The following is a 16,784-nucleotide window of genomic DNA, read 5'->3' on the forward strand; positions in this document are numbered from 1 at the left end:
TCCTTTCAGTTCATGGAGTGACGGAGGGCAGGCAACTACGAAGTTGTTCGAAAGGCCGCGTAAGCACGGCATCAGGCTGACCACCCTGGTTGACGATACGTTGGCGCGCAGCGTCGAGCAGATCGGCCAATGGCGCGGAATTTGCCCAGCTTGTTGCATCGAAGCCGTATGCGGCAAGCGCTGAGATCGGGGGCATGGCGGTTTTACCGCGCTTCGCCTCAGCCACGTGCCACATGCTTAGGCGATAAAAAATGCGCTCGGCGCAATGATCAAGGCGAGTATTGACGGTGGCGTCATCGCCGTGCAAAAAATTCGGCGGAAAATTAGTAGTGCTGTCATGACATTGTCCGCAGTATTGTAGAAAACGTGCCGCGCTACCTGAGAGTTTGCGCGGTGCAACGATTTCCAGTTTTGCTGGCGGCAGTTTGTTTGCTAAAGTTTCGCGCGCCAAAACTTCGCGCTTGTCCAGGCCTAATTCAGCTTGCAACTCAGCCAGTGCGCGACTACCGTCAAAAACGCTTGCCGTCATCAACGGCAAGCGGGGCAACACAGAGCGCACAGCCGCATAATCATCGATCAGTGTGAGAGTTGCGGAGCCTTGATCGGCGCGCAATGTGTTGAGTTGCAGCCATGACCAGCGGCGCCCGTCGGACAAACGAACCCCGCTCGCACCGCGCCTGGGTATCAGCTCGATCTGCCCGGCTTTGGTCATCCGGCCAGAGAGGGTCAAGTCAAGTGCAGTCTTCGCATGACCCACATGCAGTCGGTCAATCTGTCCGCTGAGGTTGCTTCCGACATTTTGAATTACCCCCGACAAATGCAGATCTGAGGTAGCGCAGTTAAACACGACACGTGTCGGTTTGCGTGTGAAACGACATGGCAGCGTGAGTGTGTGCGACTGCGCCTTGGTATGGGTTACCAGTGCACGATCAAATGCTTGCACGTCAGCTTTATTCAACAATTCGGCCAGTCCGGCTACTAATCTAATTTTATCCGGCGCCGTCCAGCGTTGTAATGGCGGACGGGGATTAAGCGGTTCCAATTGAGCAGGAATGTACGCCAGCTGTGCCAGCTCCGCCACGGGATGAGACAGCACGATCTGGGATTTGATGGGGGGTTCAACGACTGTCGCGAACGGATCGCGATTGGGAATGCTGGAACCAGGAATACTGAGACCTTGCGGCCATGTTTTTGTCCAGCGCATCTCCAGATCAGCGAACTTCAATTCATCGGCTTCAGGCAAATTTCCGGACATGGCATAAGCAAGCGCGGCATCGAGCCATTGTGCGCGGCAAGCATTGCTGCATGCTTCGCGCCATATCTGCAACCATACCTGGAACAGATTGGCACGCTCTGCCGCAGCATCAATAGCGCTGGAGACATCCGTTCCAGAAAGCGGGATACCATAAAAATCGCGTCCCGTGGCTTTAAGACGCGCGGCGATGACAGGATTGGCAGGCGTTTCATCCCACAATGGACGTGAGAAAATGGGCGCATTATTCTGGTGGCAGGCAAGACATAAGGCGCGGCTCGCATAGTAGATTTTCGGCTGCGCGCCGGATCGGTAATCACGTACGACCTGAAATTCAAAACGCCCGGCCTGTTCGTTATAGCTAATAATTTCGACTGCTTCGGCGCGCTCGTTATAGCCTAAAAACAACTGGTCCTTTAACGGCATATAACCTTCTTTGGAGTTGCCATCCACCGCTGCGACCACACTTGGAAAGTGGAAAAAATCGGGTGCGGCAACGGAACGTCGTAGCGAGCGTCCCAAAGGAATCAGCGTGATTTTAAGGGGTGATAAACCGTCCCCGGATGCTTCGAGTTGCGAGCGAATGCGCGCGATAAGACGCGGTAAAGGATATGGCACGGGCGCATTACCCATCAAAAAATCAAAGCGAGAGCGACCTGTCGGAGGCAGGTCACCATCATCCGCAGCGACACTCATGCTAAAACAGCACAGCAACGCCATGATGCCTCCTGTTATCCGGTTCATGTAAGACTTCCGTCGAACTCTCCAGCTATGTGCCAGACCAACACTCCTGGCCGATTTTACCGGCAAGAAAATCGGCCTCGCCTGCTTTGGCTAGCGTTTTATTTTCAAGTACGAAATTCAGCCCGAAAGCACGATCTAGATAAGCCCGGCCCAGATACAGGCCGGGACGTATCATGCGGATTTCATCACGCACCTTGAGGCCGTTGCGACCAGCCAGCGAATCCGGCATCTCGCGATAGCCGGGGAGCTCGTCGGTAAAAGCATAGTCAATGATGATGGACTCGCGCCGGGAATCCAGCAGACTTTGACCACAGTACAATTTAGCCGGGAACAGCAACCATGCATCCCGGCCATCGACACTGATTTTTGGAATCTCTCCGGTACCGACAATGGGACGAAGAATAGCCAGATCCTCGATGCGGTTGCGCAGCACTTTTTCATCACGGTAAAAAACCTTGCCCTTCCATAAGGTCTCACCAATAATTTCCAGCTTTTTACCCTTGAACTGTGCTGCCAAGCCTTTCAGACCGCCAAGTATTTCAGCAAGACGCAGCTTGCCGCTACTGCCCTTCGGGAAGACGATACTGCCGTCGAATGCACCATCGGGGATAGGCCCGGCAGGCAAACGTGCATAGAGCTGGTCAAGTTGCTCCTGTGATAACGTATCGAGATACTCGGGCGTAACCTTGACGAGCTCTTTAACTGACAACGGGTGCTCATATTCAAGCTGAGCCAGATCGGGCTTCGAGGCATAGCCCTCGCCGTAAGTCGCATAATAAATATCAGGTTTAGCCGCAAACCGATTTTTAATGCCATCACAGCCTGACAATGACAAAACGGCAACAATCATAAGTAGAGGCAGGGTACGCATATGATTCTCCTTAAAGCGTTGCCAGAAAGGCGATCAGAGCTTTTTTGTCGGAGGGTGACAGATCCTCGCCAAAACGATGGCCGTCATTTTCGATTTCCGCATTGCATGAGGAATACACCTCACCCAACAGCGGCAGTCGCGCGCGGGCCGATTTGATTGCGTCAACCAGTTTGCCGGGGTCATGTACTATGGCGTTGGCAGTCTCCTGCATGGTCAGTACAAGCTGGTGTGCGTTGGCGGCCCCTAATTGCGGGGTATAGTTTTTTTCGAGCTGCTGTGGATGCAGCTTGGCCGCGATCAGATCGGCGATAAAGGCCTTGTGCTGAAAATTACCCACTTTGCCTGCGGTCGATCCTGCAGGAATTCGTACTGAGAAGCCGATAAGCTTTTCTTCAGACCCGTCCCAAACTCGAGGTCCAACATCGAGCACAATGTCCCGATCGAGCTTGGTTGCCTTGGGAACGCGCTGTGACGGATTGAGCAGATCGTTCATCGATGCGACATACAGCTTGAAGCGACCATCCACACTGGGGTCGTATTTCCAGCAGGCCGGGCTTTTATCATGCGACAGCATGGGGTAGCCAGGCTTGCTGGCGTCGACATAGCTGTTACGGTAAAAGTCGTATGATCCGGTGTTGCTCCCACATAACTCAGGCCCTACCGAATTGTTGTGCAGGAACGGAGCATGTGCCCATGCATTGAGCAATGAAATATTACGGTAATAACCACGCCCGCCACCGTTCTGTTCAGGGATATTCGGGTCAGCGGGACGAGCATAGTAATTCTCGGACGCAAACTCTTCCCATACATGCCCTTGCATATGATTGGAGTGCAGCGCACGGCAACGATTCGTGCCAATTTCCGACGCCGGGGCAAGCGCATCGTTTCCAAGCCAGTCGGCGCGCAAACCGGTCTTGGGATCAAGCGCGTGAAAATCCACCGTCTCTGCCGGTGCCTTGCTGCTGGAATGGCAACGCGCACAATTGGCGGCGAACACAGTACGGCCACGGCTGACTGCGCCCTTGCCGAATTCTTGCTCAAGATCAACAGTCAAATCATCTTTGCCATAAGCGACCTTCGATGCGTGCATGTTTGCCCGTGCAGCTTGCAGATCGGCCGCTGCGCTTTCAGGCGATAGAAAGAAGGCCAAAATGTCTTGCAAACGATCTTCTATGGCGCGGAAATTGGGGCAATCGCGACGGCACTGGCCAATGCTGAAAGGCGTCTGACCGAAATTGCGCGCGGTAGGATCGAGCTGGCGCAGATCGGTTAGATGATTCAGCCAGCACTTTTCTGCGCACGAACCGATGTTGAAATACACGCGCTGGATTGCGCCTAGTGCGCCTGTTGAGTCTTCACCACCCTTGAGTATATGGTGCACGGCCTCAGTCTTGAGGCTGCGTTGCCAGCACTTGCCGGGCTTATTTGGCTCACACCAGCACTCATGTTCTTTCGCGCCACTGGGACAGGCGTCAGCCTTGCGCCACCGGAGAACCTGGGTATTGTCGTGAACCGGGCGCTGGGCAATGTTGATCAGCGCATTGATGGTGCCCGCGTTGTTGATCTGATCGGTAGGGATAGCAGAAGTATCGGACGTGCCGGGACGCGCGTGAGCAAACACTTGCCATTCCAAGGTGTCACTGGGCATACCCGAAACAATGATTTCAGAAATACGGATGTATTGATTGCCAACCAGGCCAGTAATATTTTCCCATTTCGGATGGGCGGGATCAGTGGGTGGCTTGGCCGGGTTAAAAGCAATATGGCAAGCACCGCATGCCATGCCGATGCGGAACGGCGGCTCAATGGAACCATCACTAAGACGGCTCAGCTTGGCATCATTACGTTTAGGATCACTGCTGATTTTACCGTCATAACCTTCCCATGTTCCCAAACTGCCATTGAGTTTTTTCCATGCCACCGGATCAAATTTTGGATTGGGAAACTTACGGAAACCTAGCGCTCCGGTTGAGGTACCAAAGGCCAGATTACAGGCATCTTCACGCCCGTTCTGATGTCCTTTGGGGTCGGCAGATTCGGCGGGTGCATCCTTGAAATCACAGGCTGGGTCACGATAGCCAGACTTACCGACAAATTTCAGTAGCGTCTCATCACCCGGGCACCAATCAAAACCATAGGTTTCTTCTCGACTTTTGGCTGGGCAATTTGGACTGCCCGGGGTGCAGCAGCCGGGATCATTAATTAGTCCCCATGTTTGAAAACGCTGTTCGCGCTGGTCACCGCGCAGCACCCGGAACCAATCAATTAATACGCCAACGCGCTGCTGAAAAGTGTACGTATGAAAACGCTCGTTGCCCGCGGTCGCCTTAAACCATATTTCCCGTCCCGCACGCGCACTCGGACTGAGGCCCACTTCGCCAGAATGAAATTCATTATCGGTATAGGCGCTGTTTTGTTGACTGACCATTTGCACTTGCGCTTGCACTTGTGCAACGGATGGCTGAGTTGCGATCTCTGCCTGAGCTATCTCGGGTTGCTTTGTGAACCACGCTAGTGCAGCAATAACTGCAACGGCCATGGTGGCGAGCCAGATTGATGTTTTCATGTTCTTTCCTTTCCCTGCTTTACTGTTTTAATAAATCACGCAGCTACCTTCCTGTGGCCGAGAATGCATCAGTCTGTCCCGGCTTGCGCAACATCTTGTTCACCTCATCCTGATGCGCGGTTTCTTGAGCGATCATGTTGCGAGCATATTCTTCGAGCCGGACATCCTTGTCCTTAGCGAGAGCAAGTAATTCGTAATAGGCCTGCAGAGCCTCTACTTCATGCGCCAGCGATTCGCGCATAATGTCGCCGATATCGTGGGTGTGTGTTTCCAGCAGATGGCCGATGCCCAGCGACGGATGCCCACCCAGCCAGGTCACAAGTTCACCGGCCTGGCGTGCGTGAACCAGTCCCTCCTCGGCTTGCTTCTGCAACCAGTCCACGATGGGGATGCGGTTGTAGCCGTACACCATCAGCGCGTAATGGGTGTAGCGCACCACACCGGATAGCTCCAGTTCCATAATGCGATTAAGTATTTTCAGTACGGCGTCTTTGTCCATGATCAATTTCTCCTATATGAAATTAAGTTGGTACCAACGGCTTGCGAGTGCAGCACGTCAATCACGGTAACCGAGTTAGAACTCTCCTTAGCAACATAAACACGCAGAGATGTTTTACCCGAGAGTTTTTCAAGTTCGGCGCAGCTTGAAAACAGGCCACGGTTTCTTCAAATTGAAAGTCACAAAAAACCGTGGCCTGCCTCCTGTTTTTTTATGTAGCTTGAATTGTTTTTCTAGCGTGAACCGATATTTACTTAACCGGTGCCATCAAGTGCTGGTACGGCGTGTCTGCAAACATTACAAAGGGGAGCGAGACATCTGGATCAGCACTCTTCGGATACGTATCGTAGAAGCTGGCATCGGCGCCGACGATCATCACGTGAGGCCCGGTCTTGATCCAATGATTATTGGCCTCGGGCTTGGTCGCATAGGGGTCAGTATTACTGGCGTCGGTTCCGCCGGAGAGCATGTACATAAAACCGACTTTCCCTGGGATGGGGTTCGTGTGTGCAAGCCATGCATGGACCCATTCCATGGCATTCTTATCCATGCACATAGGATCGGGCCCAGGCGTCGCCGGATTGTCCGGCATACACGTGAAGCCGTTTGTTCCTTGGCGCAGGGTGCGCATTTTGCCACTTGCCTCCATGGCCACGATGGTTGCATCCTTCGCAACCTTGGCTGGCGCTGCGGACATCGCGCTCGCGATCATTTTTTTATCACTCGCCGCCATTTTTGCATCTGCGGCATAGCCATTCGTTGTCAATACAGACAATGCTGCGAGTCCCATCATGCCGCTTACAATTTTATTCAGTTGGTACATTTTGGTCTCCTTTAGATTAATTACTGGAAACATCAACAGCCCGTAGTTTTAGTAAATATCAAATGCTGATGAGACATTTTTCGGTCTGGAGAGCATCATAGGTAGCAAATACTACCTACACGAAGCCAAAATGGAATAAGCAATTTCCTTATTTTTGATACGAGAATCTTAAAAACTCACACCTGTTTTCCTTAGTTTTGCTGCGTGGTGGCACATTCTCAAGACAGATGACCGCATCTATCCGATGAACATCGAACACGATGGTAGTCTGTAACCAATTCCGAATTTTTGACATGGTGATCTACACCACCAAGTTCATAGAAATAGGAATTTTTTAGGGAAACACTGATTTATTCCCGCGCGCTGGTTGGAATAATTCGTCAATCTGAGAACGAGAAGGGCCTGTTTCTTCGGGAAGGCACGATCGTCGATGCCACACTGATCGCAGCGGCGCCCTCAAGCAAGAACAAGGACGGGAAGCGGGAAGAGAATCTGGAGCTACCCGTGACCTGGCATGTCGCAATACGACCGGAGAAACGCAAGGCATTGCCCAACACGACAGAGGGCGAACTACTGGAAAAGATTGAGCATACCCAAGCCAGCATTCGCGCCAAGGTCGAGCATCCCTTCCATGTGGTGAAGAACTTGTTTCGTCATCGCAAGGCGCGTTACCAAAGATTGGCTAAAAATACCGCCCAATTGTTCTCACTGTTTGGTCTCGCTAATTTGATGCTGGCTCGTCGGTGGTTACTCAACGTACACACCCAAGGTGCGTTTTGAAAACGGGAAATGAAGATAATGACTCGAAAATCGCCGCGATTCATACTAAAAACAAGCCAGTTTTTTGACAAAAACTACAAAACTCACCCCAGGGCCTATGGCGGGGTGAATTATTCAGCGTTTCCTTAGGTCGTTAAGCAAATTTATAAACGTTCGGGTTGATGAGCCAATAGAACAAGCTATAATAACTTTCTCTTAAAGTATCTAACGACGACAAACTCATGCCAAACGACGACAAACTCACACCTAGTACCGACCAACCTATACCTGTTACCGGCAAGGCGTCTAAAAAAGACATACCCATGATTCCGATGGAGGACTGGGATATTGATGACAATCCTCCCATGGTTCCCGCTTATCCCGATGTTCCCAAGGCTCTCAACGAGAACCCTAATCTGGTCGCTGATCCTAGAAATTACCCTAAGAAAAAACCAGTCAAGCGTGAATCCAGTCCTTCTGGATGGACAGATATGTCACATATTTTGCCACCAGAAATACATCCCTTGTATAGAAAAGGATGGCTCGGGGCGCTTGAGCTGAATAACCGAGTGGTTATGGCGCCCATGACCCGCAGCCGGGCTGCGCTAGGCAACGTCCCGAATGCGATGAATGCAATGTACTACTCTCAACGCTGTTGTGCTGGCTTGATCATTTCCGAACCCACTCAAGTTTCTGCTCAAGGAATTGGTTATCCGGGCACACCGGGCATAACCACCCGTGAACAGATAGAAGGCTGGAAAATGGTGACTGCCCACGTTTCCAGAACGGGAGGCAAGATCTTTATGAACCTATCACATGTTGGACGAATCTCGCATCCATCGCTACAGCCATTCCAAAGTTTGCCAGTCGCGCCCTCTGCTATTCAGCCGGCAGGGGAGGTTTTTACACCACAAGGAATGGTGCCCTTCGTTACGCCCCGTGCGCTTGAAGTTGCTGAGATGGCGGGCATCGTCGAGCAATATAGGCAAGCTGCGCTTAATGCAGAAGAAGCATGGCTGGATGGCATAGAAATCGATGCCGCGAATGGGTATCTGCTCGACCAATTTTTGCGGGATAGCACAAATCAACGGACGGACGAGTACGGTGGCCCAATCGAGAATCGCAGCCGCTTGCTGTTTGAAGTAATTCAGGCGGTATGCAGCGTGTATCCATCACAAAAAGTCGGCGTTCGTCTGTCCCCCGTCAATCCGTTAAACGACATTTTCGATTCGACACCGCAAGAGACCTTCGAATACGTCGTCGAACAGTTGAATCGTTTCGATCTGGCTTATATACATGTAGTTGAAGAACATCCTTCAACATTCGATTTTAAGCGCTTACGAAGCTTGTTCAGAGGTAAATACATAGCAAATGGCGGTTACGATGCAGCACGTGCCGAGGCGGCAATTGTTGAGAAGACCGCTGACTTCGTATCATTCGGCGCGCTCTTTATTGCCAACCCAGATTTACTATTGCGGTTGCGGGAACGCAGAGATTACAACGCACCGGATATGGCAACGTTCTATGGCGGCGATGCAGCTGGTTATATCGATTATCCATCGTTGCCATTTTAGTGTCGCAGTAAGGGGAATTGTGTTTAGGCAAGGTAAGCAATTACTCAAGATCAAACATCATAAGGAGATGTTTTTAAATATTGAGTTCCTATGCACTAAACGTCTCTGACAGCAGGGAATATTCAGGAGAGCGGGAGCAAGTGCATAAGCAGAAATTTTAAGGCTCCCACTCAGCCTGTCAACCTAACAATTTCACAAGCTCATGAATTCGATAACGACAAAAACAAACTTGATTAAAAATGTTGTCATTGTAGCGGCAATATTATTCGCTCTCTGCGCTCTTTATCTGTGGTTTGCTTTTACCTGGAGCTATTCAACTGGTGAGCGAGCTGGATATGTTCAAAAGTTTTCAAAAACAGGATGGGTATGTAAAACATGGGAAGGTGAATTAAGCATGATGTCTCTTCCTGGCCAAGTCCCTGAAAAATTTCACTTCACGGTAAGAAATAATACCGTTGCTGACAAGATCAATCAAAGTCTCGGTAAACAAATAGCGCTCAATTACGATCAATACAAAGGGCTTCCAACAAGTTGTTTTGGTAACACGGAGTTTTTTGTTTCCAATGTTAAAAATATAGAATAATATATTTTTCAATCATCCTTAGACCTGCGCTTGACGGAACCCTTTGTAATCAATTTGCAGAGATTTATAGTCCAGCCTCAGCTCGCAGGGCAGATGCCTTATCTGTTGCTTCCCAAGTAAACCCTGGTTCTTCGCGACCAAAGTGGCCATAAGCAGCAGTACTGGTATAAATCGGGCGCAATAAATCGAGCATTTGCACAATACCTTTTGGCCGCAGGTCAAAATGTTTTTTTACCAACTCTGCAATCTTTTCGTCAGAAATTTTTCCAGTGCCATAACTGGTGACCCACACACTGGTGGGCTGAGCCACGCCAATCGCGTAGGAAATCTGGATCAGGCATTTGCTGGCCAAACCAGCAGCTACAATGTTCTTGGCGATATAGCGGCCAGCATAGGCCGCTGAACGATCCACTTTGGATGGATCCTTGCCGGAAAATGCACCCCCGCCATGCGGAGCAGAACCCCCATAGGTATCCACAATAATCTTGCGCCCAGTCAAGCCGCAATCACCTTGCGGGCCACCAATCACAAAACGGCCAGTGGGATTTACCAGATACTTAATGTCACTTTTGATTAGTTCCTGTGGTAACACGGGCTTGATAATATCTTCAATTACGGCTTCACGAATGGTCTCTAACGACATTTCGGGAGAGTGCTGAGTAGATAACAATACCGTGTCAATGGAGTGTGGCTTGCCATCCTCATAACGGATAGTAACTTGTGCTTTAGCATCCGGACGCAACCAATTAAGACGGCCATCGCGGCGAAGTTGCGACTGACGCTCAACTACGCGGTGCGCCAGATAAATTGGCAGCGGCATCAACGTTGGAGTTTCATCGCAAGCGTAACCGAACATCAGACCTTGATCCCCAGCACCCTGATCCATATACTCATGAGATGCGCGATCAACGCCTTGAGCGATGTCCGAACTTTGCTTGTCATAAGCAACAAGCACGGCACAACCTTTGTAGTCTATGCCATATTCGGTATTATCATAGCCGATGCGCTTGATACAATCGCGCGCCACGTTGATATAGTCCACATTAGCGCTGGTCGTTATTTCACCGGCAAGCACCACGAGGCCTGTGTTGACTAATGTCTCAGCGGCTACTCGCGCATAGGGGTCTTGCGCTAGAATAGCATCCAGAATGGAATCGGAAATTTGATCCGCAACTTTGTCGGGGTGACCTTCAGACACTGATTCGGATGTAAACAGAAATTCACTCATAGCGCTCCGTGATAATTGGTTGAGAAAGTAATTGATTATAGCAATAACTCGGTTGTAATTACCCCCATGATATCTTCCCTTGTAACCTGGTTATTCAATTTGGTAGCGCGTTTGCCGCTGAGTGTGTTACACCGCCTAGGAGCCGTGGTGGGCAGATTGATTTATCGTCTGTCCGATAAGTATGCCGAACGAATGCGCGAAAATCTCGGCCATGCATGGAAAGGCCGTCCCCAAGGAGATTTTCGCAAGGTGTTAAACGCCAGCATAGTTGAAACGGGCAAGGGGGCGGCCGAATTGCTGTGGATTTGGTGCCGACCGCTAGCAGAGGTGACCGCCAGCGTCAAAGCATGCTATGGCTGGGAGCATATCGAAGCGGCTCGTGCACGTGGCAAGGGAATAATTTTTTTAACGCCGCACTTAGGATGTTTCGATGTATCAGCCCTATATGTCGCTGAACACATGCCACTCACCGTACTGTATCGCCCCCCTAAGTTAATTTGGCTAGAGCAGGTAATGCGTAACGGTCGCGAACGAGCCCAATTACGGTTAGCGCGTACCGATGTGGGCGGGGTGCGCCAGCTATATAAAGCACTCAAGCGGGCTGAAGCAATCGGGCTTTTGCCAGATCAGGTGCCCGGCAATGGCGAGGGAGAATGGGCAGATTTTTTTGGGCGACCCGCCTATACCATGACATTGATTGGGCGCTTGGTGAAATCCAGCGGCGCTTCGGTAGTAATGACATCCGCCGAACGATTGGCGCATGGGTCGGGATATATCCTACGCTTCACGCCACTGAATTTCGTTGCTGATTTACCCATCAGCAGGCAAGTCAATGCGGCACTGGAAGAATTGGTGCTCATAAATCCTGCACAATATTTGTGGAGCTACAATCGTTACAAGATTCCAGCAGGCATTAAGCCCGCCAGCACACAAGACGTAAATCCAATATGATGGTGCGTTTTGGTGTTTTTCTGCTGTGGCTACTCCATTTCCTTCCATACCGACTGCAAGCGTGGATCGGTAATATCCTGGGAACGCTGCTTTATCTGTTTTCAGCCAGGCGGCGTCGCGTAGCAAGCATCAATTTGCGTTTATGTTTCCCCGAATTGAACGAAGCACAGCGGTCGCAGCTGGTACAGAAAAATTTTAACGCCTTCGGTCGCAGCATTGTGGAACGGGGGATTTTATGGTGGTGCAGCCGCGAGCGCATCCAGAAGTTGATACGGGTTGAAGGGGTAGAGCATTTTCAAAATGCACTTGGTAATCCACTGATTTTGCTTACCGCACATTTTGCCGCTCTGGATGTCGGTGGGTCCTGGATTACCCAGCATACAGATGGAGTTAGCGTGTACTCCAAACAAAAGAATACTTACATGCAAAACTTGGTGTTGCAGAAACGCGCACGTTTTGGCAAGCAATATTTATATGCGCGACAAGCGGGCATGCGTCCGGTAGTAAAGTCATTACGCGAATGTCGGCCATTTTATTATTTTACGGACCAGGATTGGACCACCAAGGATGGTGTGTTCGTTCCATTCTTTGGCATACCCGCAGCTACGTTGGCGACTTTACCTCGCCTGGTATCAATGGCCAACGCAAAGGTGGTACCGTGTATCACGCGTATATTGCCGGATTACAAGGGGTATGAGGTACGCTTCTATCCTGCGTGGGAAAACTATCCTACCCATGATTTGGTAGCTGACACCCGCCGCATCAACGAATTCATCGAACAGCGAGTGCGGGAAATGCCGGAACAATATTTCTGGCTGCACAGACGATTTAAAACTCGGCCCGAGGGCGAAGAAAGTTTTTACAAATGAAATATCGTGACTTGCGAGACTTTATCTCGCAATTAGAAAAACTGGGTGAACTCAAGCGCGTGATTACCTCAGTTTCTCCACATCTGGAGATGACGGAAATCTGCGATCGCGTGTTGCGCGCACAAGGTCCTGCTGTGCTGTTTGATAATCCTGCAGGACACAATATGCCGGTGCTGGCGAATTTGTTCGGCACACCACACCGCGTAGCATTGGGCATGGGCGAGGAAAGCGTAACGGCGTTGCGCGAAGTGGGTAAATTACTGGCGTACCTGAAAGAACCCGAGCCGCCCAAAGGTTTGAAAGACGCCTGGAACAAATGGCCGATATTAAAGCAGGTATTAAATATGACGCCCAAGGTAGTTTCGAGCGCTGCCTGTCAGGAAATCGTATGGGAAGGCAGCGAAGTAGACCTGAGCAGGCTGCCAATACAAACTTGCTGGCCAGGAGATATCGCACCGCTGATTAGCTGGGGGCTGGTGGTTACCCGCGGCCCCAATAAACCGCGCCAGAATCTTGGTATTTACCGCCAGCAGGTGATCGCACCCAACAAAGTCATTATGCGCTGGCTGGCGCATCGCGGAGGAGCGCTGGATTTTCAGGAGTGGTGCAAAACGTATCCGGGCCAGCCGTTTCCACTGGCAGTGGTGATCGGTGCCGACCCGGCTACCATTTTGGGTGCGGTCACCCCAGTGCCGGACAGCTTGTCTGAATATCAATTTGCCGGCTTGTTACGGGGATCGAAAACCGAATTGGTTAAATGTATTGGTAACAATTTGCAAGTGCCTGCCAGCGCCGAGATCGTGCTGGAAGGGATAATTCACCCTCATGATATCGCGTTGGAAGGCCCATTCGGTGACCATACTGGTTATTACAATGAGCAGGAAAAATTTCCGGTATTCACCATTGAACGCATTACCATGCGTCGCAATCCCATTTATCACTCCACCTATACCGGCAAACCGCCCGATGAACCGGCCATTTTGGGCGTGGCATTAAACGAAGTGTTCGTGCCACTTCTACAAAAGCAGTTTCCCGAGATTTCGGATTTCTACCTGCCGCCGGAAGGCTGTTCTTATCGTTTGGCAATTGTATCCATGAAGAAGCAGTATCCAGGACATGCCAAGCGCGTGATGTTTGGCATCTGGTCCTATCTGCGCCAGTTCATGTACACCAAGTTCATCATCGTGGTGGATGACGACATCGATATCCGTAAATGGCAGGAAGTCATCTGGGCGATCACCACACGCGTCGATCCCGCACGCGACACACTGCTGGTGGACCACACGCCCATTGATTATCTGGACTTCGCCAGTCCGGTATCCGGCCTGGGCAGCAAGATGGGGCTGGATGCGACCAACAAATGGCCGGGGGAAACGCAACGCGAATGGGGTACGCCCATTGCGATGGACGACGCAACCAAACGCCGTGTAGATGCAATATGGGTGGAGCTGGGCTTGTAGGTGCCCGTATTAATCCATCACCAGCACGATCTTGCCCGTGACGCCGCCTTGTTCAATGAGGCGATGTGCTTGGGCAACATCTTCCAATGGCAACATCCTATTCACCAGCACGCCGAGTTTACCCGTTTCAATTAGCTGCGCGCCCTGTTCCAGAATTTTGCGCTGACGAATACGCTCATCATGCAAATGCATAATTTGCGGCGTGAGCATAAGCTCGTAACACAACGACAGATTGCGCAGTCGCGCCAGTTGGGTGTCAGCCAGTGACAGCGGCGTGGACAGCAAGCTGACTATTTTTCCGCCAATGCGCGCTGCATTCAACGAGCGCAGGAAAACCTCGCCACCTACCGTGTCAAAGACCACCTCCACACCCTTACCAGCTGTCCAGACAAGCGCTTCCTGCACGAAATCCTGCTCGCGGTAGTTAATGATTTTTTCTGCACCGAGACCCTGCACCAGCCCGGCTTTCTTGTCATCGCTTACGGTTACCGCGACATGCGCGCCCAGATGGCGGGCGAGTTGCACGGCGATATGCCCGCCACCCCCCGCCGCGGCATGGATGAGGATCGTTTGGTTGGCTTGCAGATTAACGCGTTCGATTAGCGCTTCCCACACGGTGATCAGTACCAGTGGTAACGCAGCACTCTCATGCAAGCTGAGGTTGGCTGGTTTGAAAGCGCAGTAGTCTTCATGCACGTTGGTATATTCGGCATAACAGCCGGGCTCGTCGCCGATGCCACCGTTGCAGAAGTAGACCGCGTCACCGACCGTAAAACGTGTCACGGCCGTGCCAATGACATCTACGACACCGGCACCATCGCAACCCAGAATCGCGGGCAGTTTGTCGGGGTAATAGGCTGGCTTGGTGCGCAGCTTGGTGTCCAGCGGATTGACGCCCGCGGCGGCCAGCTTGACCCGCACATGGTGTTCTGAGGGTAGTTTGGGTAGGGGAATTTCACACGGTTGCAGCACATCGGGGCTGCCTGCGGCGGTCATTAAAATTGCTTTCATTTACATAGCCAGGAATGAATAGTGAGCGGGGTAATCGGGCCGAAGCCGCAAATCTCTCAGACAAATCTCTCAGACAAGATCATTGCACATCAACCGCATAGTTGGAGCGACTTGAGAGAGGTGTGATATGTTAAACTTGCTTCATAAATTTAGCGAGTTTAACCATGTCAGGAAATACTTTTGGTACTTTATTCTGCGTGACATCTTTCGGCGAATCGCATGGCGCTGCGATCGGTTGCGTGGTAGATGGTTGTCCGCCTGGGATGACATTAAGCACAGTAGACATTCAACGCGAACTGGATCGACGCAAGCCCGGCACTTCGCGCCACGTCACCCAAAGACGCGAGTCAGACACGGTAGAAATTTTATCCGGCATCTTTGAAGGCAAGACCACTGGCACACCGATCGCGTTGTTGATCCGCAACGAAGACCAACGTAGTAAAGACTATGGCAACATCGCCGAAAGCTTTCGTCCCGGCCATGCCGATTATACTTATTGGCAGAAATACGGCATCCGCGACCATCGTGGTGGCGGGCGAGCGTCTGCGCGCGAGACCGCGGTGCGCGTAGCAGCTGGAGCGATTGCGAAAAAGTGGCTGAATGAGCGTTATGGTGTTGTGATACGTGGCTATTTATCGCAATTGGGTGAAATAGTGGTGCCATTCAAGAGTTGGGATGAAGTCAACTGTAATCCCTTCTTTGTCGCCGATGACAGTTATGTTGAGCAGCTGGAAGCGTACATGGATGCTTTGCGCAAATCCGGCGATTCCATCGGTGCAAAGCTCACGGTGGTAGCTGAACATATGCCTGTAGGCTGGGGCGAGCCGGTGTATGACCGTCTCGATGCCGAAATTGGCTACGCCATGATGAGCATTAATGCTGTAAAAGGAGTAGAGATTGGTGCCGGCTTCGCTTCAGTAACGCAGAAAGGCAGTGAGCATGGTGACGAAATCACTCCGCAAGGTTTTTTATCCAACCACGCTGGCGGCATACTGGGCGGCATTTCCACCGGACAGGATATTGTGGCGCATGTCGCCATAAAACCCACTTCCAGCATCCGCCTGCCGCGTCGCTCCATCAATAAAACGGGTGAACCAACGCTCGTGGAAACCCATGGTCGCCACGACCCGTGCGTAGGCATTCGCGCTACGCCCATCGCCGAGGCCATGCTGGCCTTGGTACTGATCGATCATGCTCTGCGCCATCGAGCTCAGAACGCAGACGTGGTATGCACCACGCCGAAAGTTCCGGGCAAGATTAACTAGCATTCGAAATTCCATGTCACGCAACTATTTTGCCATTTACCCGGCCGCGTTGTTGCTGACTTGATACGCTGCGTAGCGCGGTAACGCAAAACGTTCCAAATACCAGCCGGATGGCATGGCGTGACGTAATTTTTGTTCGGTATCTTCACTGGCGGATTCAAGCTCGAAGTGCAACACGGGTTGCATCAGGTGTTTTCATTGCTTTTTTAAGTTTGATCGATACTTCTGGCAGCATCAAGGGCAAGCACCACACGTGGCGCGGTTTAGCCACCCTTGACTCCGCCAGAAGTACCAACCCCTTGGTCTTTATGCAATAAAGGTGAATTGAC

14 protein-coding genes and 1 pseudogene are annotated in these 16,784 nt (G+C 51.3%); 7 read left to right on the forward strand and 8 right to left on the reverse strand.

What is annotated here, in order from left to right; translation table 11 throughout:
- Nucleotides 1-10: 10 nt before the first annotated feature.
- From W01_RS09380 to W01_RS09400, 5 genes are all read right to left on the reverse strand, one after another.
- Entirely contained in the window at nt 11-1,996 is a 1,986-nt protein-coding gene (locus W01_RS09380; protein WP_173054110.1) for a hypothetical protein, read from the reverse strand.
- A 25-nt stretch (nt 1,997-2,021) separates the two neighbouring features.
- Nucleotides 2,022-2,867 carry a hypothetical protein gene (locus tag W01_RS09385; protein WP_173054112.1) on the reverse strand — a complete coding sequence of 282 codons (846 nt, stop codon included), beginning with the start codon at nt 2,865-2,867 and terminating at the stop codon, nt 2,022-2,024.
- A gap of 10 nt (nt 2,868-2,877) precedes the next feature.
- Nucleotides 2,878-5,433 carry a cytochrome c gene (locus W01_RS09390; protein ID WP_173054114.1) on the reverse strand — a complete coding sequence of 852 codons (2,556 nt, stop codon included), beginning with the start codon at nt 5,431-5,433 and terminating at the stop codon, nt 2,878-2,880.
- A gap of 43 nt (nt 5,434-5,476) precedes the next feature.
- Entirely contained in the window at nt 5,477-5,932 is a 456-nt protein-coding gene (locus tag W01_RS09395) for a ferritin-like domain-containing protein (protein WP_173054116.1), read from the reverse strand.
- Between the two features lie 250 nt (nt 5,933-6,182).
- Complete coding sequence (locus W01_RS09400; protein ID WP_173054118.1) at nt 6,183-6,755, reverse strand: hypothetical protein; 573 nt, start codon at nt 6,753-6,755, stop codon at nt 6,183-6,185.
- A 393-nt stretch (nt 6,756-7,148) separates the two neighbouring features.
- On the opposite strand from W01_RS09400, the pseudogene W01_RS09405 reads away from it, so the two are divergent.
- The 3 genes and pseudogenes from W01_RS09405 to W01_RS09415 form a co-directional block, all read left to right on the forward strand.
- Nucleotides 7,149-7,535, forward strand: a pseudogene (locus W01_RS09405) (transposase); the annotation flags it as partial.
- Nucleotides 7,536-7,756: 221 nt separating this feature from the next.
- Complete coding sequence (locus tag W01_RS09410) at nt 7,757-9,088, forward strand: alkene reductase (protein ID WP_320416762.1); 1,332 nt, start codon at nt 7,757-7,759, stop codon at nt 9,086-9,088.
- Between the two features lie 229 nt (nt 9,089-9,317).
- Nucleotides 9,318-9,671, forward strand: a complete 354-nt coding sequence (locus W01_RS09415) for a hypothetical protein (RefSeq protein WP_242006926.1) — start codon at nt 9,318-9,320, stop codon at nt 9,669-9,671.
- 64 nt (nt 9,672-9,735) lie between these two features.
- Here W01_RS09415 and metK read toward each other — a convergent pair whose 3' ends face one another.
- The gene (metK, locus tag W01_RS09420; RefSeq protein WP_173054122.1) at nt 9,736-10,899 is read right to left on the reverse strand and encodes a methionine adenosyltransferase; all 1,164 of its coding nucleotides are present in this window, start codon (nt 10,897-10,899) and stop codon (nt 9,736-9,738) included.
- Nucleotides 10,900-10,965: 66 nt separating this feature from the next.
- Between metK and W01_RS09425 the strand changes: the two genes are divergently transcribed.
- From W01_RS09425 to ubiD, 3 genes are read left to right on the forward strand one after another with little or no spacing between them, the layout of a single operon-like run.
- On the forward strand, nt 10,966-11,850 hold the full coding sequence (locus W01_RS09425) for a lysophospholipid acyltransferase family protein (RefSeq protein WP_173054124.1): 885 nt from the start codon (nt 10,966-10,968) through the stop codon (nt 11,848-11,850).
- Nucleotides 11,847-12,719 (forward strand): lysophospholipid acyltransferase family protein, encoded by an 873-nt coding sequence (locus W01_RS09430; protein WP_242006927.1) that lies wholly within the window; start codon nt 11,847-11,849, stop codon nt 12,717-12,719. Before W01_RS09425 ends, W01_RS09430 begins: the two co-directional genes overlap by 4 nt.
- Nucleotides 12,716-14,179, forward strand: a complete 1,464-nt coding sequence (gene ubiD / locus W01_RS09435) for a 4-hydroxy-3-polyprenylbenzoate decarboxylase (protein WP_173054126.1) — start codon at nt 12,716-12,718, stop codon at nt 14,177-14,179. The genes W01_RS09430 and ubiD overlap by 4 nt, the downstream gene beginning before the upstream one ends.
- A gap of 9 nt (nt 14,180-14,188) precedes the next feature.
- On the opposite strand, the gene W01_RS09440 is transcribed toward ubiD, so the two are convergent.
- Nucleotides 14,189-15,190: a zinc-binding dehydrogenase gene (locus W01_RS09440; RefSeq protein WP_173054128.1), complete on the reverse strand. Its 1,002-nt coding sequence runs from the start codon at nt 15,188-15,190 to the stop codon at nt 14,189-14,191.
- A 164-nt stretch (nt 15,191-15,354) separates the two neighbouring features.
- Between W01_RS09440 and aroC the strand changes: the two genes are divergently transcribed.
- Nucleotides 15,355-16,455 (forward strand): chorismate synthase, encoded by a 1,101-nt coding sequence (gene aroC, locus W01_RS09445; protein WP_173054130.1) that lies wholly within the window; start codon nt 15,355-15,357, stop codon nt 16,453-16,455.
- Between the two features lie 36 nt (nt 16,456-16,491).
- Here the strand turns inward: aroC and W01_RS09450 are convergent, their stop codons facing one another.
- Nucleotides 16,492-16,641 carry a hypothetical protein gene (locus tag W01_RS09450; protein ID WP_173054132.1) on the reverse strand — a complete coding sequence of 50 codons (150 nt, stop codon included), beginning with the start codon at nt 16,639-16,641 and terminating at the stop codon, nt 16,492-16,494.
- Nucleotides 16,642-16,784 lie beyond the last annotated feature (143 nt).

The organism is Candidatus Nitrotoga sp. AM1P (genome assembly GCF_013168275.1).
In the GTDB taxonomy this organism is placed as follows: Bacteria; Pseudomonadota; Gammaproteobacteria; order Burkholderiales; family Gallionellaceae; genus Nitrotoga.

What these genes read in the sequence shown, in the direction of transcription:
- W01_RS09380 (WP_173054110.1), bottom strand. Translation starts at nt 1,996, where the DNA reads ATGAACCGGATAACAGGAGGCATCATGGCGTTGCTGTGCTGTTTTAGC.
- W01_RS09385 (WP_173054112.1), bottom strand. Translation starts at nt 2,867, where the DNA reads ATGCGTACCCTGCCTCTACTTATGATTGTTGCCGTTTTGTCATTGTCA.
- W01_RS09390 (WP_173054114.1), bottom strand. Translation starts at nt 5,433, where the DNA reads ATGAAAACATCAATCTGGCTCGCCACCATGGCCGTTGCAGTTATTGCT.
- W01_RS09395 (WP_173054116.1), bottom strand. Translation starts at nt 5,932, where the DNA reads ATGGACAAAGACGCCGTACTGAAAATACTTAATCGCATTATGGAACTG.
- W01_RS09400 (WP_173054118.1), bottom strand. Translation starts at nt 6,755, where the DNA reads ATGTACCAACTGAATAAAATTGTAAGCGGCATGATGGGACTCGCAGCA.
- W01_RS09410 (WP_320416762.1), top strand. Translation starts at nt 7,757, where the DNA reads ATGCCAAACGACGACAAACTCACACCTAGTACCGACCAACCTATACCT.
- metK (WP_173054122.1), bottom strand. Translation starts at nt 10,899, where the DNA reads ATGAGTGAATTTCTGTTTACATCCGAATCAGTGTCTGAAGGTCACCCC.
- W01_RS09425 (WP_173054124.1), top strand. Translation starts at nt 10,966, where the DNA reads ATGATATCTTCCCTTGTAACCTGGTTATTCAATTTGGTAGCGCGTTTG.
- W01_RS09430 (WP_242006927.1), top strand. Translation starts at nt 11,847, where the DNA reads ATGATGGTGCGTTTTGGTGTTTTTCTGCTGTGGCTACTCCATTTCCTT.
- ubiD (WP_173054126.1), top strand. Translation starts at nt 12,716, where the DNA reads ATGAAATATCGTGACTTGCGAGACTTTATCTCGCAATTAGAAAAACTG.
- W01_RS09440 (WP_173054128.1), bottom strand. Translation starts at nt 15,190, where the DNA reads ATGAAAGCAATTTTAATGACCGCCGCAGGCAGCCCCGATGTGCTGCAA.
- aroC (WP_173054130.1), top strand. Translation starts at nt 15,355, where the DNA reads ATGTCAGGAAATACTTTTGGTACTTTATTCTGCGTGACATCTTTCGGC.
- W01_RS09450 (WP_173054132.1), bottom strand. Translation starts at nt 16,641, where the DNA reads ATGCAACCCGTGTTGCACTTCGAGCTTGAATCCGCCAGTGAAGATACC.